22 protein-coding genes, 1 pseudogene and 1 other annotated feature are annotated in these 19776 nt (G+C 52.8%); of the genes and pseudogenes, 10 read left to right on the top strand and 13 right to left on the bottom strand.

Annotated elements, in window-relative coordinates; all coding sequences use genetic code 11:
• Positions 1-262: 262 nt before the first annotated feature.
• A complete protein-coding gene (locus J1781_RS24165; protein WP_129951608.1) occupies positions 263-445 on the top strand; it encodes a YciY family protein in 183 nt (60 codons plus the stop codon).
• Here J1781_RS24165 and J1781_RS24160 read toward each other — a convergent pair whose 3' ends face one another.
• The 3 genes from J1781_RS24160 to J1781_RS24150 form a co-directional block, all read right to left on the bottom strand.
• Positions 446-607 (bottom strand): YnfU family zinc-binding protein, encoded by a 162-nt coding sequence (locus J1781_RS24160; protein ID WP_217138343.1) that lies wholly within the window; start codon positions 605-607, stop codon positions 446-448.
• 116 nt (positions 608-723) lie between these two features.
• Entirely contained in the window at positions 724-1014 is a 291-nt protein-coding gene (locus tag J1781_RS24155; protein WP_217234302.1) for a TFIIB-type zinc ribbon-containing protein, read from the bottom strand.
• Between the two features lie 163 nt (positions 1015-1177).
• Positions 1178-1474 (bottom strand): YciI family protein, encoded by a 297-nt coding sequence (locus J1781_RS24150; RefSeq protein WP_129951606.1) that lies wholly within the window; start codon positions 1472-1474, stop codon positions 1178-1180.
• A 213-nt stretch (positions 1475-1687) separates the two neighbouring features.
• Here J1781_RS24150 and J1781_RS24145 point away from each other — a divergent pair, with 213 nt between their 5' ends.
• Positions 1688-2419, top strand: coding sequence for an energy transducer TonB (locus J1781_RS24145; protein WP_129951605.1), 732 nt, complete (start codon positions 1688-1690; stop codon positions 2417-2419).
• Between the two features lie 88 nt (positions 2420-2507).
• Here the strand turns inward: J1781_RS24145 and yciA are convergent, their stop codons facing one another.
• The 4 genes from yciA to J1781_RS24125 all read right to left on the bottom strand — a co-directional run bounded on the left by yciA (position 2508) and on the right by J1781_RS24125 (position 4962).
• Positions 2508-2948, bottom strand: coding sequence for an acyl-CoA thioester hydrolase YciA (yciA, locus tag J1781_RS24140; RefSeq protein ID WP_095921650.1), 441 nt, complete (start codon positions 2946-2948; stop codon positions 2508-2510).
• A gap of 128 nt (positions 2949-3076) precedes the next feature.
• The gene (locus J1781_RS24135) at positions 3077-3616 is read right to left on the bottom strand and encodes a septation protein A (protein WP_015697091.1); all 540 of its coding nucleotides are present in this window, start codon (positions 3614-3616) and stop codon (positions 3077-3079) included.
• A 99-nt stretch (positions 3617-3715) separates the two neighbouring features.
• Positions 3716-4471 carry a YciC family protein gene (locus tag J1781_RS24130; protein ID WP_129951604.1) on the bottom strand — a complete coding sequence of 252 codons (756 nt, stop codon included), beginning with the start codon at positions 4469-4471 and terminating at the stop codon, positions 3716-3718.
• A gap of 89 nt (positions 4472-4560) precedes the next feature.
• The gene (locus J1781_RS24125) at positions 4561-4962 is read right to left on the bottom strand and encodes a YkgJ family cysteine cluster protein (RefSeq protein ID WP_129951603.1); all 402 of its coding nucleotides are present in this window, start codon (positions 4960-4962) and stop codon (positions 4561-4563) included.
• Positions 4963-5253: 291 nt separating this feature from the next.
• Here J1781_RS24125 and ompW point away from each other — a divergent pair, with 291 nt between their 5' ends.
• Entirely contained in the window at positions 5254-5886 is a 633-nt protein-coding gene (gene ompW, locus J1781_RS24120) for an outer membrane protein OmpW (protein WP_217158980.1), read from the top strand.
• Between the two features lie 70 nt (positions 5887-5956).
• Here ompW and J1781_RS24115 read toward each other — a convergent pair whose 3' ends face one another.
• The 6 genes and pseudogenes from J1781_RS24115 to J1781_RS24085 all read right to left on the bottom strand — a co-directional run bounded on the left by J1781_RS24115 (position 5957) and on the right by J1781_RS24085 (position 13065).
• Entirely contained in the window at positions 5957-6271 is a 315-nt protein-coding gene (locus tag J1781_RS24115; RefSeq protein WP_129990395.1) for a BON domain-containing protein, read from the bottom strand.
• A 214-nt stretch (positions 6272-6485) separates the two neighbouring features.
• Positions 6486-7295 carry a tryptophan synthase subunit alpha gene (gene trpA, locus J1781_RS24110; RefSeq protein ID WP_217234301.1) on the bottom strand — a complete coding sequence of 270 codons (810 nt, stop codon included), beginning with the start codon at positions 7293-7295 and terminating at the stop codon, positions 6486-6488.
• Positions 7295-8485, bottom strand: coding sequence for a tryptophan synthase subunit beta (gene trpB / locus J1781_RS24105; RefSeq protein ID WP_129951570.1), 1191 nt, complete (start codon positions 8483-8485; stop codon positions 7295-7297). Before trpB ends, trpA begins: the two co-directional genes overlap by 1 nt.
• A 44-nt stretch (positions 8486-8529) precedes the next feature.
• A complete protein-coding gene (trpCF, locus tag J1781_RS24100; RefSeq protein WP_217234300.1) occupies positions 8530-9894 on the bottom strand; it encodes a bifunctional indole-3-glycerol-phosphate synthase TrpC/phosphoribosylanthranilate isomerase TrpF in 1365 nt (454 codons plus the stop codon).
• A 3-nt stretch (positions 9895-9897) separates the two neighbouring features.
• Positions 9898-11501 (bottom strand): annotated as a pseudogene (gene trpD / locus J1781_RS26275) (bifunctional anthranilate synthase glutamate amidotransferase component TrpG/anthranilate phosphoribosyltransferase TrpD).
• A 1-nt stretch (position 11502) separates the two neighbouring features.
• The gene (locus J1781_RS24085) at positions 11503-13065 is read right to left on the bottom strand and encodes an anthranilate synthase component 1 (RefSeq protein WP_129951566.1); all 1563 of its coding nucleotides are present in this window, start codon (positions 13063-13065) and stop codon (positions 11503-11505) included.
• Positions 13066-13121: 56 nt separating this feature from the next.
• Positions 13122-13224: a sequence feature (Trp leader region), on the bottom strand.
• 328 nt (positions 13225-13552) lie between these two features.
• On the opposite strand from J1781_RS24085, the gene rnm reads away from it, so the two are divergent.
• From rnm to cobT, 7 genes are all read left to right on the top strand, one after another.
• The gene (rnm, locus tag J1781_RS24080) at positions 13553-14476 is read left to right on the top strand and encodes an RNase RNM (RefSeq protein ID WP_129952123.1); all 924 of its coding nucleotides are present in this window, start codon (positions 13553-13555) and stop codon (positions 14474-14476) included.
• A 34-nt stretch (positions 14477-14510) separates the two neighbouring features.
• On the top strand, positions 14511-15131 hold the full coding sequence (locus J1781_RS24075) for an L-threonylcarbamoyladenylate synthase (protein WP_129951565.1): 621 nt from the start codon (positions 14511-14513) through the stop codon (positions 15129-15131).
• Positions 15132-15704: 573 nt separating this feature from the next.
• On the top strand, positions 15705-16625 hold the full coding sequence (gene rluB / locus J1781_RS24070) for a 23S rRNA pseudouridine(2605) synthase RluB (RefSeq protein ID WP_233432907.1): 921 nt from the start codon (positions 15705-15707) through the stop codon (positions 16623-16625).
• A 135-nt stretch (positions 16626-16760) separates the two neighbouring features.
• Positions 16761-17315, top strand: a complete 555-nt coding sequence (gene cobU / locus J1781_RS24065; RefSeq protein ID WP_129990392.1) for a bifunctional adenosylcobinamide kinase/adenosylcobinamide-phosphate guanylyltransferase — start codon at positions 16761-16763, stop codon at positions 17313-17315.
• A gap of 25 nt (positions 17316-17340) precedes the next feature.
• The gene (cobS, locus tag J1781_RS24060; protein WP_217234299.1) at positions 17341-18093 is read left to right on the top strand and encodes an adenosylcobinamide-GDP ribazoletransferase; all 753 of its coding nucleotides are present in this window, start codon (positions 17341-17343) and stop codon (positions 18091-18093) included.
• 16 nt (positions 18094-18109) lie between these two features.
• Positions 18110-18706 carry an alpha-ribazole phosphatase gene (gene cobC / locus J1781_RS24055; protein WP_129951561.1) on the top strand — a complete coding sequence of 199 codons (597 nt, stop codon included), beginning with the start codon at positions 18110-18112 and terminating at the stop codon, positions 18704-18706.
• 26 nt (positions 18707-18732) lie between these two features.
• Positions 18733-19776, top strand: a complete 1044-nt coding sequence (cobT, locus tag J1781_RS24050) for a nicotinate-nucleotide--dimethylbenzimidazole phosphoribosyltransferase (protein ID WP_217234298.1) — start codon at positions 18733-18735, stop codon at positions 19774-19776.

Below are 19776 nucleotides of genomic sequence, written 5' to 3'. Positions count from 1 at the left end.
GAGTGTACGTGAAAGGAGAAACCTTTTAACTAACTTTATCCTGCTAATCAATCAGCTACCTCTGTAATATGTTTCCGGTTAATAAAAGGGTCATCGTCCTGATATCAATGTTAGCTGATAACGTGGAAGCAGGAGGAAAACAAGACTTGGATCACAACGTCATCGGCCTATAATGTTCCGCAGTTTTTCCGCTTAAGACACTTTCTGTAAAAGAAGCGCTTTCGTTAAAGAAGCAGCCACGGGCATTACGGGACACAAGTGAATGAAACGCAGTAAAAATGAAGTCGGCCGGTGGCGGATGTTGCGCCAGTCTCAACGCAGGAGAAGTCGCTGGCTGGAAGGGCAGTCAAGGCGCTATCGCCACATTTATCGTATCCGTCAAATCCATCATCAGCAGCACCAGCGTCTTGCGCTGTATGCCGTGAACTACGAATGGAATGCCTGATTAGCGGGATTTAGGCTGAAAAAGCGCACCACATTTTTTGCAGACCAGAGTGGAGTTTTTGCGCACCTTCGCGCTTATCTGTTCCGAAACATAACCGCATTCCGGGCAGGTGACCTTCGTGGTCGTGCTGGTTAGAAACTTCAGTCCGTCGAAGAATGACATAATGCTTACCTCATGGGCAGGGGTAAACATTCTAACACAGAAGCGATGAATACAATGTGACGGCATGCGGGGAATCACGCCATGAGGTGTGATGTCATGGCGTGGGATGACAGAAATCAGTCGAAAAGCTCTGAAAGGAAGCTCTTCTTTTTATAGGGCTTTTGAGACGAGTAATGCCCGCGGTTGTCGTAATTGCCTTGCGGCCGATGATCATCCCGACGGTCATGTTCTTCGTAGCGTGCCGTTGCAGGCCGTTCTGTGGGCTGTGACGCAGCAGATTTCTCGATGATTTTATCCAGCTCACCGCGATCCAGCCATACACCGCGACAGTCAGGACAATAATCGATTTCAATGCCCTGACGTTCGGACATCACTAACTGACTTTCTTTACATACCGGACATTGCATATCGGATTCTCCGCTCTGTTGTTAAAGGAAAAGGCCGCAGGTAACTGTTTGAGTAACCGGATATTTAGACAATCAACTGACGTAAGCAAAAGTAAAGTTGATTAAAGAGAGGGCAGGAAGGTGCGGAGAACCACGGGCAGCCCGGTAAACTGCCCGTAAAACATCAAAATACGCGTTTGAATGGTTTGACGGTCACGGCTTTATATACACCCGCTTTAACGTACGGGTCGGCATCCGCCCACACTTTGGCATCTTCCAGCGTCTCGAATTCGACAATCAGTACGGAACCGGTCATTCCGGCCGCACCTGGATCTTCGCTGTCTATGGACGGCGTCGGGCCCGCAATCAGCACGCGGCCTTGTTCATGTAATTTTTTCAGGCGTTCGATATGAGCAGGGCGTGCCGCAGCGCGTTTTTCCAGCGAGTCAGAAACATCTTCAGAATAAATAACGTAAAGCATGAGTCACCTTTAAAGGGGGGTTATTGAGCAATTTTAGGCAACAAGATGCTGCCTGACCATTTTGCAGAATTAACATAGCTAAACCTGAAGTCCGGGGAAAGCGCTTTGCGTAGGATCAAACCAGAGGTTATTTGAGAATAGTTGTCATCTCGGTGTTGAATATGATTGCTATTTACATTTAAACTTGCGGCTTCACGGGGAAAATGAATCATTATGCCGCTAAAAAAGTTTAGATTTATCCGCAAGGTGACAGTGCCGGTGGTCCTTGCTGTCAGTTTACATGTCGCAGTCATTGCCGGTGTGTTGTATATGACGGTGGGCAAGTCCATCAAATTGCCCAACCAGGATCAAAAGGTGATGAGCGTAACGATGGTCAATCCGGCCGACTTTGCACCGCCGCCGCCACCGCCACAACCTGAACCGACACCACCGGCGCCGGAACCGCAACCTGAAGTCGTGCCAGAACCACCGCCGCCGCCTGAGGCTGTTGTCATTCCGCAACCCCCTAAGCCGAAGCCAAAACCGGTGAAGAAGCCGGTTGTTAAACCGAAGGTGAAGCCTGTTGAACGGCCGGTCGAAAAGCCGACGCAAACAGTAAAAACTGCGCCCGTCACCAGCAACCAGCCGTTCACGAAACCTGTTAGCCAGCCACCGGCATCTGCCAATGCGCAGAGCGATACCGGCCCGCGGCCATTGCAACGAGGCGAACCGGCTTATCCGGCGCGTGCACTGGCTTTACGTATCGAAGGGCGTGTCCGCGTGCAGTTTGATGTGGACAGTGATGGCCGCGTGCAGAACATACGTGTTCTTTCCGCTGAGCCGCGCAATATGTTTGAGCGCGAAGTGAAACAGGCGATGAGCAAATGGCGCTATGAACCGAAGGCTGCCAGTAATCTTGTTGTGAACCTGGTGTTCAGAATTAAAGGCGGTTCTGCTGTCGAATAAGCCGCAAGCTGGCATTACCTGTGATTTATATGCAAAAAAGGTCGCCCCGGGAGGCGACCTTTTTACTTAACGGTAGTGTAAAACCGTCTTAATCCTGAGAAACACCCTCGGAATCGACACTGAAATTGCTGCGACCATCAGGCAACTGGCGCGATTTTCCTTCGTCATCCACAGCGACGTAAGTAAATACCGCTTCAGTGGCTCTGTAACGCTGACCGATAGGCTCAGAAGAGACCTTCTTCACCCATACTTCCACATTGATGGTGATCGAGCTGTTACCGGTACGGATGCAGCGTGCATAACAGCACACCACATCACCGACAGCCACCGGTTTAAGAAACGTCATGCCGTCAACGCGTACGGTCACTACGCGACCCTTGGCAATTTCCTTCGCCTGAATCGCACCGCCCATATCCATCTGTGACATCAGCCATCCGCCAAAGATATCACCATTCGCATTGGTGTCTGCTGGCATAGCCAGCGTACGCAACACCATTTCACCATTGGGTAAGCTATGTTTTTCGTTCATAAAGTGGCTTCACACAAAGCCCGCCATATTTCAGGCCGCAGACGTGTTGGCTGCATTCAGTCACCCGAATCATGTGGGGCTTAATAATAAGTAAGGCCTTTCAAAGAAAGGCCCGTGCAGAAGAATGCTTATTTTTTTTCATCGTCCGGCATATGCCGGTAAATGTAAACACCGCTTAACAGCGTAAAGACCAATGTCAGCACGGTCAGGCCGAAGACCTTGAAGTTAACCCAGATATTTTGCGGTAACCAGAATGCCACGTAAATATTAGCCAGCCCGCACAGCAGGAAAAAGATGGCCCAGCTGACGTTCAGTTTATTCCATACGTGATCCGGCAAAGTCAGTTCTTTGCCCAACATGCGCTGGATTAAAGGCTTTTTCAGCACCAGCTGGCTAATCAGTAGTGCGCCGGAGAACAGAACATAGATAACTGTCACTTTCCATTTGATAAATTCATCATTATGGAAAACCAGTGTCAGGGTGCCGAAAACAGCGACCATCGCGAAGGTGATTAACGTCATCTTCTCGATTTTGCGATACAGAATCCAGGTAATGACTAACGCTAACGCAGTGGCAGCAATTAATGCGCCAGAAGCGACAAAAATGTCGTAAAGCTTATAAACCACAAAAAAAACAATCAGGGGAAGAAAATCGAGGAGCTGCTTCATACTTCATTCCATGTTTTACGTATGGTATGACTATACCGGAATCATTTCGCGGACAAAAGAAAAGGGCGCCGCAGCGCCCCTGAAAAAGTGATGTCTCTGTTAAGCATGTAATTTCATGTAAAGACGGAACAGATAAATCAGCATGAAGGCACTGATAATATTACTCAGTGCGCCGAGTATCACTGCCCCAATCATTGGATTCAACGCGCTCAGCACGCCAACAAACAACATCAGTACGACCTGGGCAACGATCCACAGCATCACGGCCGGGGCAACCAGGCGGACATGGCTGAAGGCCAGACGGGTGCTCAGACGCATCGCTTTGAACACGCCCGCATTCTCTTTACAGGAAATAACCGGTGCCATTGACCATGCAATCGCAATCAGGAAGGCCGGAACAAACAGCAGCGCCAGGCCGATACGGAACATGATGCTGTAAATAAACAACAAAATGGCCAGACGTGGCAAGACAGGCAGCGACGCGGTCATAATTTGCGTGATACTGGCGCGAATGCCCTGGGAAACCAGCTGGATCAACGTCAGGACACCGCCAACCAGAATAACGTTTCCGGCAAGCGTTGACAGCAAAGCGGCCAGGCTGTAACGGAAAATCGCGCTTTGCTGCTCCGGAGTTACCTGCTGTTCAATGTATCCCATCATATCGCCGACGTTCATGCCGGTGATGTTGCTCATCAGTTGCCCGATAGCCTCGATCTGTTCAGCTGAGGGACTTAACACCCAGCTTAATATGACGGTGATTAGTGCGGCCAGAACCGAAAGCGCCAAAACGCTACTCATCTGATTACGCAAAAAATTATAACTGTCACGGTACAATGTACTGGCCGTGATAGACATGGACGCTCCTTGGCAAAAAGCAAAAATCAATAAGGCGGGGATTGTACCCTTTAAATGCCTCCCGCCGATAGTTTTGCGCTGTTTTCCTATCAGACCTGTCGATGAATCTCTGCCGGAACGCAACTGAGGTGGGTGAGATCAATGGTCGGCAAATCGACATTCAGAGGAGGTAAACCATATTGAGCCCGGGCACGATCGCAGGCGGCATTGGTGACACCATTCAACCCTGACTGATCGAATTCGCGACACGGTGTGGGCCGGTTGAGGTAAACAGAACAGGAAACCGCGTGTCCCACTTCTCCCTCCAGGGCAACACAGCGCGGCGTTTTACTGTTTGTGCCTTGCATGCAGCTCAGGAAAGGAGTGACCTGTTCTGTCAATGCCTGCGGAACACATCCGCCAGCCTCTTCAGACTCAGCCCAGTAAAATGAAACGCGAAAATAAGCGCAGCATGCGCCACAGGTCATACAAGGATTGTTAATTTCGCCCATCTTGGAAGCTACCGACTCCTTACGGCACCCAACCAAAACCAACAGTGAGTAAGCAAATTACTCAGCGCTATTTTTTTTAGCAACTGAAATATCACGTGTTAACAAAACATCAAAATCTCCTCATTTTTGATTCAGATCAATTCCTTTGTTTTTATAGATTTAGATCGCTTTGCGGAAGATGCATTTTCTTACTTTTTGTTTTAAAGATGTGATCCCGCATTGATCAAACCATACCAAAGAGTAGGTATCATGCGCGCCGTTGATAAATAATCCACACTAAGGGAAGGGACAATGAAAGCAGCATATTGGGCATTAGTCGCAGCAGCGGCATTTCCGGCAGTCTCAAGCGCACATCAGGCAGGGGATGTGATTTTTCGCGTAGGGACAGCCACGGTTCGTCCGACCGAAGGTTCGGACAATGTACTGGGCCTGGGTTCTTTTAATATCAATAACAACACGCAGATGGGGTTAACCCTTGGCTACATGTTTACGGACAATATCGGCATGGAGTTGCTGGCAGCGACACCGTTCCAACACAAAGTCGGTCTGCAAAGTACCGGAACGATTGCAGAAGTGAAACAGTTACCCCCGTCTCTGATGGCACAGTATTACTTTGGTGACCGGCAGGATAAATTGCGTCCGTACCTCGGTGTGGGTATCAACTACACCACCTTTTATGACACGGATTTCAACCAGACGGGTCGTGATGCCGGGCTTTCAGATTTAAGTGTCAAAGATTCCTGGGGGGTGGCCACACAAGCCGGTCTCGATTACAACCTGGACGATAACTGGTTGATTAACATGTCTGTCTGGTGGATGGATATTGATACGGAAGTTAAATTCAAAGCCGGTGGCGAGCAGCAAAACATCAACACCCGGATCGACCCATGGGTCTTTATGTTTGGCGTCGGCTATCGTTTCTGATCTTTAAAAAGACGGCACAAAAAAGAGGCGCTTCGGCGCCTCTTCGATTTTCTGTTTAGAGACTTACTGACTATTTCAGCCGCATGTCATTCTCAATAGAACGCACACCGGCCACGCCGCGAGTGACTTCAACTGCACGGTTTGCATCCGCTGTTGATGTCACAAAACCACTCAACTGCACACGGCCTTTAAAGGTCTCTACGCTGATCTCAGTGGATTTAATGCTCTTATCTGCCAGCAGTGCAGATTTAACTTTGGTTGTCACGACGGTGTCATCGATATAACCCCCTGTTCCTTCTGATTTTTTAGTCGGCGCACAAGCGGCAACAGCCATGACCACAACCGCTGCCATGCAGAACGCGGACAATGTTTTGAATAGCTTCATAAATAACTCTCCATGATTTGTTATAAAACCAAAAGAAACAAACTCTTACGGAATCAGCGATATTCACATCGTGCAAAATATCATTGATGTACAGAGTAATTTTAGTGTGGATTATTAAAAGGAGTAATACAAATTAAGCGGGGTTAAAAATAGTAAGAAATTAAAAGAAACAGAACCTTAGTCACTCTGTGGCTGAGGTTCTGTCAGAGAATATTTACTGAGGACGTGTGGCCGCTTTCATTTCACTGACGAAACGGGAAAGCTGGGCCAACATTTCGGAAGGCTGATGCAGATTGTTTTCGATAATGCGCACGGTCGCTGAACCGGAAATAGCCCCGGCAGCTCCCGCAGCCAGCGTTTCTTTCACCTGCGCAGGTTCGGAGATACCGAAACCCTGTAAAGGCGGCGCTGCATGGTATTCACGAAGCTTATCCACTAAGTGATTCAACGGCGTCAGTGCACGTTTTTCCGTCCCCGTCACACCTGCGCGTGACAGCAAATAAGTATATCCGCGGCCATGGGACGAAATTTCACGCAGCAAATCATCAGAAGCATTTGGCGGGCAGATAAAGATAGGGGCGATGCCGTGGCGCAACGCGGCAGCACGGAATGGCGCAGACTCTTCAAATGGCACATCGGCAACCAACACCGAATCAACACCCACTTCAGCGCAACGCTGATAGAAGGTTTCAATGCCGTTGTGGAACACAAGATTGGCATACATGAGCAGCCCAATCGGGATATCCGGATGTTTTTCACGGATGCGTGCCAGCATATTGAAGCATTGTGTCGGCGTCACACCCGCAGCAAACGCGCGCAGGTTTGCATTCTGAATGGTCGGGCCATCAGCCAGAGGATCGGAGAACGGGACACCCAGTTCCAGTGCGTCGGCACCGGCTTCAATCAGCGTATCGATAATTGACAGTGACAGCTCAACGCCCGGATCGCCCAGCGTGACGAAAGGAACAAACGCCCCTTCTTTTTTGCTTTCCAGACGCTTGAATAATTGCTGATAACGTTCCATTAAATTTCTCCCCGGGCAGTCAGGATGTCGTGTACGGTGAAAATGTCTTTGTCGCCGCGTCCGGACAGGTTAACCACCAGAATCTGTTCTTTTTCAGGCGTTTCCTTGATCAGTTTCAGCGCGTAAGCCAGCGCATGAGAGGATTCCAGGGCCGGAATAATCCCTTCATGGCGGGACAATTCTTTAAACGCGTCCAGCGCCTCATCATCGGTGATTGAGACATATTCTGCACGGCCAATGCTGTTGAGGAAGGCGTGTTGCGGACCAACGGACGGAAAATCCAGACCGGCAGAAATAGAGTAAGACTCTTCAATCTGGCCTTCTGAAGTTTGCATCATTGGCGCTTTCATGCCGAAGTAAATGCCCACGTGGCCATGTTTCAGCGGGGCACCATGTTGGCCGGTTTCAATGCCCAGACCGCCGGGTTCGACGCCAATCAGCTTCACACTGGTATCGTCGATAAAATCGGCAAACATACCGATCGCATTAGACCCCCCGCCGACGCAGGCAATGACGGCATCCGGCAGACAGCCTTCGCGTTCCTGCATTTGTGACTTGGTTTCTTCGCCGATCATGCGCTGGAATTCACGTACGATGGTCGGATACGGATGGGGACCCGCTGCCGTCCCGAGCATGTAGTGCGATTTCTCATAGCTGCCGGACCAGTCACGCAGCGCCTCATTACAGGCATCTTTCAACGTGGAAGAACCGCTGTGCACCGGGATGACTTCAGCCCCCATCAGACGCATACGGAATACGTTTGGCGACTGACGCTCAATGTCTTTTGCGCCCATATAAATGCGGCATTTCAGGCCGAGCAGTGCACAGGCCAGTGCCGATGCCACGCCATGCTGACCTGCACCGGTTTCGGCGATGATTTCCGTTTTGCCCATGCGTTTGGCCAGCAATGCCTGACCCAACACCTGGTTAGTTTTATGTGCGCCGCCATGCAGCAAATCTTCACGCTTAAGATAAAGCTTGGTTTTGGTTCCTGCTGTCAGGTTCTTACACAGGGTCAGCGCCGTCGGACGGCCTGCGTAGTTTTTCAGTAAATCAATGAATTCAGCCTGAAACTCAGGGTCGCGCTGCGCACTGACAAAAGCTTCTTCCAGCTGAGCCAGCGCAGGCATCAGAATTTGCGGGACGTACTGGCCGCCAAATTCGCCGAAGTAGGGATTAAGTAAAGTCATGTTATTGCGTCCTGTCTGTCAATTTTTGCGTCATTGCGTGTGGCTTAATACGCCCGCAATGTCTGGAATACGGCGGTAATTTTTTCAGCATCTTTGATGCCAGGTTCGCTTTCAACACCGGAGTTGAAATCCAGCCCTGCGCAACCGAGCTGCGCGGCCTGGACGCAATTATCAGCGCTTAGTCCGCCAGCCAGCAGCACATTGCTCAAATCCTGCCCGGCCAGCGTGCTCCAGTCGAAACGATAACCGGTGCCACCTTTACCGTTGTCCAGCACGTAGCGGTCGACGTGATTCAGGTTGCGTGCCGGAACGGTGTCTTTGACACTCAGCGCCTTCCAGATCTGAACCGTTTGCGGCAATGCTGTGCGCAGTGCGTCGATATACGCCTGGCTTTCATCTCCATGAAGTTGCACGGCGGTCAGATTCAGGGTCTGCGCAGTTTCTGCCACCTTACTGACTGGCTCATCACGGAATACGCCGACATATTTAAGCGGCGCACCGTTCTGTACTTCTTTCGCCAGCGTTTGGGTTACGAAGCGCGGTGACGCTTGTACAAAAATCAATCCGCCATAAATAGCGCCAGCCTGGTGCGCGGCTTTGGCATCCTGAGGGCGGGTCAGGCCACAGACCTTGTTTTCACCCAGCAGCACGCGACGCACGGCGCTGCTCAGGTCTTGTTCTGACATCAGGGCGCTGCCGATCAGGAAGCCATTGGCGAAGCGGCTGAGTTCACGGATTTGTCCGTAGGTATTAATACCTGATTCACTGATGACCGTGACACCATGCGGTACGCGCGGTGCCAGCTCACGGGTGCGGTTAAGGTCGATGGATAAATCGCGCAGGTCACGGTTATTGATACCGACGACTTTGGCTTTCAGTTTAACGGCGCGATCCAGTTCTTCTTCATTACTGGCTTCCGTCAAAATACCCATGTTCAGGCTGTGTGCCACGGCCGCCAGCTGAACGTACTGAGCATCATCGAGCACGGAGAGCATCAGCAAAATGGCATCGGCCTGATAGAAACGGGCCAGATGGATCTGATACGGGTCGATAATAAAATCTTTGCACAGCACCGGCTGTGTGACGGTTTTACTCACCAGCGGCAGGAAATCAAAACTGCCCTGGAAGTATTTCTCGTCCGTTAAAACGGAGATGGCGGAAGCGTAGTCTTTATACACGCTGGCGATTTCTACCGGATCGAAATTCTCGCGGATCTTACCTTTCGACGGAGAAGCTTGTTTACATTCCAGAATGAAGGCCGTTCTTGCCCCTTGCAGGGCATGGTAGAAACTGCGCTGGCTCTGTGTTATGTCATTCTGAAAGCTGGCCAGTGGTTGCTGTTCTTTGCGTGCCGCGACCCAAATTTCTTTATCGCGAACAATTTTGTGGAGCACCGTTTCCTGCTGCATCACTTATCCTCTTGCTGCCAGTGCCACCACGCGCTGGTAGGGTTCACCGCTGCGCATGACGGCCAAAGCCTGTTGTGCGTTTTGCTTTAAATCTTCCTGACCGAACAGACGCAGTAACATCGCCACATTGACGGCTACCGCAGCTTCATGGGCCGGATCTCCTTTACCTTGTAATAAGCGTGCCAGAATGTCACGGTTTTCTTCCGGCTCACCGCCCAGCAGGGATTCAATCGGATAATTATCCAGACCGAAGTCCTGTGGTGTCAGTTCGTAAGTGGTTATCTGACCGTCTTTCAGCTCCGCAACCAGCGTTGCTGCGTGGATCGCCACTTCATCCATCCCACCACCGTGAACCACTGCTGCACGTTCATAACCCAGCGCCCGCAATGTTTCTGCAATCGGCAGCACCAGTTCAGGGCTGTATACGCCAATCAGTGCCAGCGGCGGACGCGCCGGGTTAATCAGCGGACCCAGCACGTTAAACAGGGTGCGGGTTTTGAGTGATTTACGTACCGGCATCGCATGACGGAAACCGGTGTGGTATTGCGGCGCAAACAGGAAACACACGCCCAGATCATCCAGCGCGGCCCGTGATTCTTGCGCAGGCATATCCAGACGGATGCCAAACGCGGCCAGTAAATCGGAAGAACCCGAACGGCTGGATACACTGCGGTTGCCGTGTTTGGCGACCCTGGCTCCGCAGGCCGCTGCGACAAATGCGCTGGCGGTGGAAATATTGATGCTGTTGGTGCCGTCGCCACCGGTGCCGACAATGTCCGCGAACGCATAATCAGGACGCGGGAACGGCTCGGCGTGCGACAGTAACGCTTTGGCGGCTCCGGCGATTTCAGCCGGTTGTTCGCCGCGCACTTTCATGCTGATTAATGCCCCGGCCAGTTGCGCCGGTTCGAGTTCGCCCTTCACGATGGCGGTAAATAGCTGCTGGCTTTCTTCCTGCGTCATCGTCTGAGCGCGAAACAGGTTTTCGAGAATGCCGGGAATAGTTTGCGTTTGCATGACAGTTCTCCTTACGCCAAAGCCCAGGCCAGTGTCTGCTCAAGCAAACGGGCGCCCTGTGAAGTTAAAATAGATTCCGGGTGGAACTGGAATCCACAAACCCGATCTTCTTCGTGACGTACTGCCATCACCATATCGCCGTAACGGGCGTTGACGGTCAGCCCGTCGGGGATCTGGCTGCCCACCAGCGAGTGATAACGCGCGACCGGCAGCGGGTTGTGCATGCCGGCAAACATCGCTTCATTGTCATGCGTAATTGCCGAGGCTTTACCGTGCAGGATTTCCCCGGCTTGCCCGACGAAACCACCGTAGGTTTCCACAATCGCCTGATGGCCGAGACAGATACCGATAATCGGCAACTGACCGCGCAGACGTTTGAGCAACTCTGGCATGCAACCGGCTTCGGAAGGTGTACCCGGTCCCGGCGAAAGCACCAGCACCGGTTTTTCCAGCTGACTGAGTTTTTCGATAATGACGTCAGCCGGGATCTGATTGCGGTAAATCACCACGTTGTGGCCGCTTGAACGCAACTGATCGACAAGGTTGTAAGTAAAGGAATCGACGTTATCGATGAGTAAGATATCGGCCATCTTAAAATACCTCTTTCGCATTATGGGCGGTGGCGATGGCACGCAGCACAGCACGGGCTTTATTACGGGTTTCGTCGGCTTCGGCTTGCGGAACGGAATCAAGAACCACGCCGCCGCCCGCCTGTACGGTGGCGATGCCGTCTTCGACATAGGCCGAGCGGATTACGATGCAGGTGTCTAAATCACCGTGAGCGGTGAAATAACCGACTGCGCCGCCGTAACTGCCGCGACGGGTTTGCTCGGAGGCTGAAATCAACTGCATGGCGCGAACTTTCGGTGCGCCGGTCAGCGTGCCCATGTTCATTACTGCCTGATAGGCGTGCAGGACGTCCAGGTCATGACGCAGTGTGCCGACGACGCGGGACACCAGATGCATCACGAAAGAGTAACGGTCAACTTTGGTCAGGTCGGCGACATAACGGCTGCCCGGCTCACAGATACGCGCCAGATCATTACGTGCTAAATCCACCAGCATCAGATGTTCGGCCAGTTCTTTATGGTCAGTACGCATTTCCAGTTCAATACGGCTGTCGAGATCCAAATCCAGTGAACCGTCAGCACGACGGCCACGCGGACGTGTCCCGGCAATCGGATAAATTTCAATCTGACGGTTTGTCGCATCGTATTTCAGTGCGCTTTCCGGAGAGGCACCGAACAAGGTGAAATCGTTGTCCTGCATGAAGAACATGTACGGGCTTGGGTTGTTGTTTTTGAGTGTTTCATACGCTGCCAGTGGGGCAGGGCACGGCAGTGAGAAGCGACGGGAAGGGACGACCTGGAAAATCTCACCGGCGCGGATCGCCACTTTCATCTTCTCCACCACAGCACCAAACTCTTCATCACTCTGATTTACGCTCAGTTGCATCTCCGGCACGCTCTGGTGCGGAATGGCATGAGGGGGTAATTGTAACTGGTGTTGCAGTTGTTCAAGGCGAGTATGCAGACGCTGTTTCTCTTCCGGTGACGGCGTAAACAGGCTGGCCTGCAAGCGGCATGAACGGTTCTGGTGGTCCAGCACCAGCAGTGTTTCTGCCAGGTAGAAGCAAAAATCCGGGCACCGCTGGTCGGATTCTAATACCGGTAAATCTTCAAAACCAGCGACCAGATCGTAAGCAAACAGACCGCCGAGGAACATCGCTTCGCGCTCATCAGCGGGCGTTTCCACCGAGGTCAGGATACTGCGCAATGCATCAAACACGGAGCGTGAACGCAGACGGGCGTCTTCGTCTTGCATCTGGTCAATGGACGGGAAGCGCAGTTCGCGTCCGTTCGGACGCACATCGTTGCGAATTTCAGCCGGTAACGCGGCGTCAATCAGTGAGAGTAATGACGCGCCGTTTGGCGTCAGTGCCTGAATTAAAACCCGGGAACCGAGTGCAGTGATACGCAGTGCGCTGTCAACAATCAGCAGGCTCTGAAGATTTTCTTTGCTGGTCACTTCGGAGGACTCCAGTAGCAGGGTCGCCGGACGGGCACCACACAACTGGTGAAAAATGGCCGTCGGGTCGCCGCGGTAACATCCTTCTGCGGTCAGCAATTCTAAACGCGGTTTCTGAATAGTCATTTTGCTTCCTGAAATTTTTTCAACGTTTGTGTGAAACGGATTTCTGATAGGCGGCCACAAAAAAGCCCGCATTATGCGGGCTTCGGGAATCTTGCAGCGTCTGATGACAGCTATGCGTGATTACTCCGCCCGCCAAGGGGAAGTACGCCACCAGCTGAGAACCGCCATCATGTGAGTTTTCATCATCAGACACTCTTGTTTGTTTATAGAAGCTATCGTCTTTAAAACGTAAGCTTTCTGAATCGGTTTGTCACGCCGTTCATTGCTGAACTGCTCCGTGAACTTGCGTACTAGTAAACTAGTTCAACGGTATAAAGTCAACCCTCTTTTTCCATCATTCCCAACATCAGTGCGCCTGTAGGGTGCAAAAAGTGTTAAAGCACCGTAACAGTGCGTAATGGCCGGGTGAAATCATCCCTAACGTGTAAAGTCCTAACGCGTTATGATATGCACTGCATTCAGAAACAGGTTAAATCCGCACGTGACGATGACTTTGCCAACAAACACTTTGCCTTCAGCAGACGACCAGACAACCCGCTCCGCCTTTACTCTTTACGATCTCCACAGCCATACCACCGCCTCTGACGGCTATTTAACACCGCAAGCGCTGGTGGCGCGTGCTGTAGAAATGCGTGTCGGTGTACTGGCGATCACCGATCACGACAGCACGGAAGGGCTGGCGCGCGCGGCGCAGGCGATAGCTGATAATCATCTGCCGTTGCAACTGGTAAACGGTGTCGAGATTTCTACGCTGTGGGAAAATCATGAGATTCATATTGTCGGGCTGGGCATCGACCCGGCCCATCAGGCGATGGTGGATTTACTGAAAGCACAGGCGGAATTACGCCAGCAGCGCGCCCGGGAAATGGGGCGACGCCTGGCGAAAGCGCGCATCGAGGGGGCATGGGAGGGGGCATTACGTCTGGCCGATGGCGGCGCCGTCACCCGTGCACATTTTGCCCGCTATCTGGTGGAAACTGGCGTGGCTGACAATATTGCGCAGGTGTTCAAAAAATACCTCGCCAAGGGCAAGACCGGCTACGTTCCGCCACAGTGGTGTACAATAGAACAAGCGATTGATGCGATTCATCAGTCTGGCGGACAGGCGGTGGTCGCCCACCCGGGACGTTATGACCTGTCCACAAAATGGCTGAAACGCTTACTGGCGTTCTTTGCCGAACAAGGCGGCGATGCCATGGAAGTCGCACAATGTCAGCAGGCACCGAATGAGCGTGCTCAACTTGCGGCTTATGCCCGTGATTACCAGTTGCTCGCCTCGCAGGGGTCTGATTTCCATCAGCCTTGCTCGTGGATTGAACTGGGGCGAAAACTTTGGCTTCCTGCAGGCGCAGAGCCGGTCTGGCAACACTGGCCGTCCCCGGGAGAACAGCCTGAAATTGAACCGGTCTGAAGCACGACCGCAGAAGAAGAATTAAGAGGGAACAATGAGTCAATATTTTTATATCCATCCGGAAAACCCGCAGCCCCGCCTGATTAATCAGGCCGTAGAATTGCTGCGCAAAGGGCAGGTTATCGTCTATCCGACAGATTCCGGTTATGCGCTCGGTTGCCGTCTGGAAGAGAAAAACGCCATGGAGCGTATTTGTCGTATCCGTCAGTTAGACAGTAACCATAACTTCACGCTGGTATGCCGGGATTTGTCTGAGCTATCGACTTACGCGCATGTTGATAACGCGGCTTTCCGGCTGATGAAAAACAACACGCCGGGTAATTACACTTTTATCCTGAAAGCCACCAAAGAAGTACCGCGCCGCCTGATGAGCGAAAAACGTAAGACGATTGGCCTGCGGGTGCCCTCCAATCCGATTGCGATTGCCTTACTGGAAGCGCTGGGCGAGCCGCTGATGTCTACCACACTGATGCTGCCGGGCAATGATTTTGCAGAATCTGATCCTGAAGATATCAGAGATCATTTGGGTAAAGTTGTGGATCTGGTGATCGATGGCGGTTCTATCGGCCAGCAGCCTACTACAGTGATTGATCTGACCGAAGCGGCGCCGGAAGTGGTGCGTGAAGGCGCGGGGGATCCCGCGCCTTTCCGGTAACGATTGTTGGAAAAATAAACAGCCCGTACAAACCATTGCAGGATACAAATTGCGGATAACTGTGTATAATGGCGGGCTGGCTTTTTTATAAGTCATTGTAATAATACGTAATAACTGAATTTTGGCGGGCAGACGAGGGTCAACGTCGTGCTGCCGGCTCCCCCCGACGCCTGTGAAGGCGACAAATGAGGCTGCTCAATGAGCGAGAAGTATAATTCCCAGAAACACACCAGCGACAAAGCCAAAGGGTCACGTCCATCTGGTGACAAGCCAAAAAGTGGCAGAAATTCCGGCGCAGCAAAAAGCCGTCCGGAGCCGTCACGGGCTGAAAAACGCGGCGAAAAGCCACGTACTGATAAACCACGCAGCGACAAGCCGCGTTCAGACAAACCACGTTCTGACGCAGGCCGCGGCGATTCACGTATCGAAAATTCCCGTATTGAAAAACCACGTACAGGCAAGCCCGGCCGTCCGGAAAATGCCCGTGGTGAAAAGCCTCGTGCGCCGCTGAAACCGCGCGGGACAAAACCCAAAGCTGAAGCACTGTTTGATGAAAACGGTGACGAAGAAGAAGTGAAATACCAGAAGCCGAAGAACGCGCTGGACAGCACCGAAGGGCAAAGCGAAAAACTGCAAAAAGTCCTCGCTCGTGCGGGCCACGGTTCACGTCGTGAAGTCGAAGCGATGATTCAGGCTGGCCGCGTCAGCGTCGACGGTAAAATTTCTACGCTGGGCGACCGCGTGGAAGTCACCGGCGGCACCAAAATTCGTCTCGATGGCCACGTTCTGTCAGTGATGGAATCACAGGACACCGTTTGCCGCGTGCTGGCATATTACAAGCCGGAAGGCGAGTTATGTACACGCAGTGATCCGGAAGGGCGCCCGACCGTTTTTGACCGTCTGCCAAAAATGCGCGGTTCCCGCTGGATCGCAGTAGGCCGTCTGGACGTTAACACCTCGGGTCTGCTGTTATTCACTACCGACGGTGAACTGGCTAACCGCCTGATGCACCCGAGTCGTGAAGTTGAGCGCGAATATGCCGTGCGCGTTTTCGGTCAGGTTGATGATGAAAAAATCAAACAACTGAGCCGTGGTGTGCAGCTGGAAGACGGCCCTGCGGCATTCCGCTCGATCAAGTTCCAGGGCGGTGAAGGTCTGAACCAGTGGTACAATGTGACCCTGACAGAAGGGCGCAACCGCGAAGTTCGTCGTCTGTGGGAAGCCGTTGGCGTACAGGTAAGCCGTCTGATCCGTGTACGTTATGGGGATCTGAACCTGCCTAAAGGCCTGCCTCGCGGCGGCTACAAAGAGCTGGATCTGCCGGATATTAACTATCTTCGTACACTGGTCGACATGACCGAAGAAACCGTCAGTAAGTTGCCGGTTGAGCGTGACCGTCGCCGTGTAAAAGCCAACCAGATCCGTCGTGCTGTTAAGCGCCACACTCAGGTTGCACCGGCCCGTCGAACTACCGGTCCGGCAAAACGGGGTTAATCGCTGACAAGCGAGGCACTTGTGTCTATGCTCATAAACCGCAGTCTGTGACTGCGGTTTTTTTTGCTCAAAATTCAGGGCGTAGCCATCTTCTGTTACACACCCTGTTTATGAATACAACGCAAGGAGCCGATTATGATGTTGATTACCGGAGGTGCCCGCAGCGGCAAGAGCCGTTTTGCCGAGCAGGTGGCAGAGAAACGCGGGGGCGAAGTATTGTATATCGCCACGTCGGTCGTAACCGATGCGGAAATGGCGGAGCGTATCCGTTATCACCAGCAACAACGCCCGGCTCACTGGCATACGTTTGAAAGTTACCGGGATCTGGGAAACATCATCCTCGAGCATCAGGTACAGTTTCCGACCATTATTATCGAGTGCATCACGACGCTGATGACCAATCTTTTGTTTGATATTGCCGGTGAAACATCGGTGGAAGATATGGATTTTGAAGCGATAGAGCAGCATATTTTTGCGCAAACCACGCAACTGACGAAAGTTGCGCAACAGGCTGACTCCGAAGTGATTATCGTCACCAATGAAGTCGGAATGGGCATTGTGCCGGATAACCTGCTGGCGCGACGTTTTCGTGATATCGCCGGGCGGGTGAACCAGCAACTGGCGGCTGCGGCGGACGATGTCTACCTGATCGTATCCGGCATCCCGGTTCCGGTGAAAACCTCGGAATAAAACGATGAAGGAAAGGGAATTTATTATGGCCTTATGGCGACTGTTTCTCGCAATGTTGCAGTTTCTCACCCGTATCCCGGTCAGGGAACGCTGGTGTGACGGCATCGGACTGAAAGCGTATGCGCGCGGTATTGTGTGCTTTCCGCTGGTCGGGCTGGTCATCGGGTTACTGACCGCGCTGGTGTGGCTGTTTCTGCTGCCGCACGTCGGGGCGCTACCGGCGGCGATTGCCGTTGTCATCGTACATGTCATGCTGACCGGCGGTTTACATCTCGACGGGCTGGCTGACAGTTGCGACGGCTTATTCTCCGTGCGCAGCCGGGAGCGGATCCTGGAAATTATGCGCGACAGCCGCATTGGCACCTACGGCGCACTGGCACTGATTGTGGCTGTTCTGCTTCGTACTGCGTTGATTTATCAGCTCAGCGCCGACGGACTGCCAGTGCTGACATGTCTTATCCTCACGCCGGTGGTCGGGCGTGGCATGATGGCGGTGATGATGTACCGTCAGGCCTATGCCCGCGAGTCGGGAATGGGCAATTTATTTATCGGTAAAATCAGCGAGGGGCATTTTTATATCACCTTGTTGCTGATGGCCTTTCTGACGCTGATTGTCGGCGGATTCACGACACTGCCTGCACTACTTATTACACTGACAGGTGTGCTGGGCTTACGGTATTTTATCGCCCGGCGTATCGGTGGCCAGACCGGCGATACGTTGGGCGCAGCGTGCGAGTTGAGCGAACTGCTCTTCCTGTTTTTCCTGTTATGGCACTGAGAAAAGGGACTCAATAATGAAACTGTATCTGATACGGCACGGACAAACTCAGGCTAATGTTAACGGCGTATTTTGTGGCAGCAGCGACATTGTGCTGACTGCGGAGGGGGAGCGACAGGCGCAGCATGTGGCGCGTCAGCTGGCTGCTACGCCGCTGGATGCCCTGATCCATACCGATATGCGCCGCAGCCGTGATATGGCCGGTATCATTGCCCACGGGCGCGAACTGACGATAGAGACTCAGCCATTGTTGCAGGAGATGGCGTTTGGCGAGTGGGAAATGCGTCATCACAATGAACTCGAAGCCTCACAGGCAGAAGGCTATCAGGCCTGGTGTCAGGACTGGCAAAAGGCCGAGGTGCCACAGGGGGAATCCTTTACGGCGTTCACCTCGCGTATCCGTCAGGCCTTGCAGCAGTTGCATTTGCGTCCGCAGGAAAGCAGGCTGGCGATAGTGGCACATCAGGGTTCACTCAGCCTGTTGCTGGCGATGATGCTTAAGCTGGCACCTGCGGATATGTGGCGTTTCCCGTTTAAACAAGGCTGTTTGTGTGAAATTGATCTCAGCCCCGGCACTTGTGTGATTCAGCGCTTTAACGACAGCGGTATTTAACTTTTCAAACACGTAAGGACGACACCATGGCTTCGCTGGCAAACATTCTCCGTCAGATAGCGGTTCCCGATGCACCGGCCGCTCAGAGGGCGGCGGCACGACTCGACAGTCTGGTGAAACCGCCGGGCAGCCTGGGTCGTCTGGAACAACTGGCGATTCAGCTGGCTTCAATTCGCGGTAACCACCCCCTGCATTTCCCGAGCAAAGAAGTGTTGGTGATGGCAGCCGATCATGGTGTATGGCAGGAAGGCGTCACGCCGTCCCCACAGGCGGTAACGGCGATCCAGGCGGTCAATATTGTGCAGGGGAAAGCCGGGGTTTCGGTGCTGGCACAGGTGGCCGGTGCGCAGGTAACGCTGATTGACTGCGGTATCATTGGCGCGGATATTCCCGGAACGCTCAATCATAAGGTCGCGCAGGGAACGGGCAATATTGCCACCGGCCCGGCCATGACGCGCGAAGAGGCGGAATCTTTACTGATCTGGAGTGCGGAACGGGTGATCGCGAAAGCCGAAAGCGGGTTATCCCTGCTGGCTGTGGGTGAGCTCGGAATGGCAAACACCACGGCTGCGGCAGCGATGGTGGCTGTACTGACCGGCGCTGCGCCAGCACAAACCGTCGGTCTGGGTGCAAATCTGCCACCTGACAGACTGGCGCATAAAATCAGCGTGGTCGAAAAAGCCATTGCGGTAAATCAGCCTGATCCTTCAGATGCGCTGGATGTGATGGCGAAAGTCGGGGGCTTTGAACTGGTCGCCATGGCAGGAGCCATGATCGGAGCCGCGGCGTCTGGTATTCCGCTGGTACTGGATGGTTATCTTTCTTACGCCTCAGCGCTGGCGGCATGCCAGATAGCCCCCGGGCTGAAACCCTACCTTATTCCTTCACATATATCAGCCGAGCAGGGCGCGACGCTGGCACTGGAAGCACTGGGGTTGCAACCGTATTTTGATCTGAACTTGCGACTTGGCGAGGGCAGCGGCGCGGCGCTGGCGTTACCGCTGATTGATGCCGCCTGCGCCGTTCATAACGAAATGGCGACACTGGCGGAGTGTCAGATAGTGCTTTGA

Origin of the sequence: Rahnella perminowiae (assembly GCF_019049695.1) — a bacterium.
GTDB lineage: Bacteria > Pseudomonadota > Gammaproteobacteria > Enterobacterales > Enterobacteriaceae > Rahnella > Rahnella perminowiae.
Note: the sequence above shows the minus strand (reverse complement) of the source record. Positions and strands in the feature narration are given on the sequence as shown.

Excerpts from the sequence above, each read along its gene's own strand:
- trpA (WP_217234301.1), bottom strand. The coding sequence starts at position 7,295 with ATGGAACGTTATCAGCAATTATTCAAGCGTCTGGAAAGCAAAAAAGAA.
- ompW (WP_217158980.1), top strand. The coding sequence starts at position 5,254 with ATGAAAGCAGCATATTGGGCATTAGTCGCAGCAGCGGCATTTCCGGCA.
- cobS (WP_217234299.1), top strand. The coding sequence starts at position 17,341 with ATGGCCTTATGGCGACTGTTTCTCGCAATGTTGCAGTTTCTCACCCGT.
- J1781_RS24155 (WP_217234302.1), bottom strand. The coding sequence starts at position 1,014 with ATGCAATGTCCGGTATGTAAAGAAAGTCAGTTAGTGATGTCCGAACGT.
- J1781_RS24130 (WP_129951604.1), bottom strand. The coding sequence starts at position 4,471 with ATGTCTATCACGGCCAGTACATTGTACCGTGACAGTTATAATTTTTTG.
- cobU (WP_129990392.1), top strand. The coding sequence starts at position 16,761 with ATGATGTTGATTACCGGAGGTGCCCGCAGCGGCAAGAGCCGTTTTGCC.
- trpCF (WP_217234300.1), bottom strand. The coding sequence starts at position 9,894 with ATGCAGCAGGAAACGGTGCTCCACAAAATTGTTCGCGATAAAGAAATT.
- J1781_RS24165 (WP_129951608.1), top strand. The coding sequence starts at position 263 with ATGAAACGCAGTAAAAATGAAGTCGGCCGGTGGCGGATGTTGCGCCAG.
- J1781_RS24135 (WP_015697091.1), bottom strand. The coding sequence starts at position 3,616 with ATGAAGCAGCTCCTCGATTTTCTTCCCCTGATTGTTTTTTTTGTGGTT.
- J1781_RS24085 (WP_129951566.1), bottom strand. The coding sequence starts at position 13,065 with ATGACTATTCAGAAACCGCGTTTAGAATTGCTGACCGCAGAAGGATGT.
- trpB (WP_129951570.1), bottom strand. The coding sequence starts at position 8,485 with ATGACTTTACTTAATCCCTACTTCGGCGAATTTGGCGGCCAGTACGTC.
- J1781_RS24075 (WP_129951565.1), top strand. The coding sequence starts at position 14,511 with ATGAGTCAATATTTTTATATCCATCCGGAAAACCCGCAGCCCCGCCTG.
- J1781_RS24160 (WP_217138343.1), bottom strand. The coding sequence starts at position 607 with ATGTCATTCTTCGACGGACTGAAGTTTCTAACCAGCACGACCACGAAG.
- yciA (WP_095921650.1), bottom strand. The coding sequence starts at position 2,948 with ATGAACGAAAAACATAGCTTACCCAATGGTGAAATGGTGTTGCGTACG.
- cobC (WP_129951561.1), top strand. The coding sequence starts at position 18,110 with ATGAAACTGTATCTGATACGGCACGGACAAACTCAGGCTAATGTTAAC.
- J1781_RS24125 (WP_129951603.1), bottom strand. The coding sequence starts at position 4,962 with ATGGGCGAAATTAACAATCCTTGTATGACCTGTGGCGCATGCTGCGCT.
- rnm (WP_129952123.1), top strand. The coding sequence starts at position 13,553 with ATGACTTTGCCAACAAACACTTTGCCTTCAGCAGACGACCAGACAACC.
- cobT (WP_217234298.1), top strand. The coding sequence starts at position 18,733 with ATGGCTTCGCTGGCAAACATTCTCCGTCAGATAGCGGTTCCCGATGCA.
- J1781_RS24145 (WP_129951605.1), top strand. The coding sequence starts at position 1,688 with ATGCCGCTAAAAAAGTTTAGATTTATCCGCAAGGTGACAGTGCCGGTG.
- J1781_RS24115 (WP_129990395.1), bottom strand. The coding sequence starts at position 6,271 with ATGAAGCTATTCAAAACATTGTCCGCGTTCTGCATGGCAGCGGTTGTG.
- J1781_RS24150 (WP_129951606.1), bottom strand. The coding sequence starts at position 1,474 with ATGCTTTACGTTATTTATTCTGAAGATGTTTCTGACTCGCTGGAAAAA.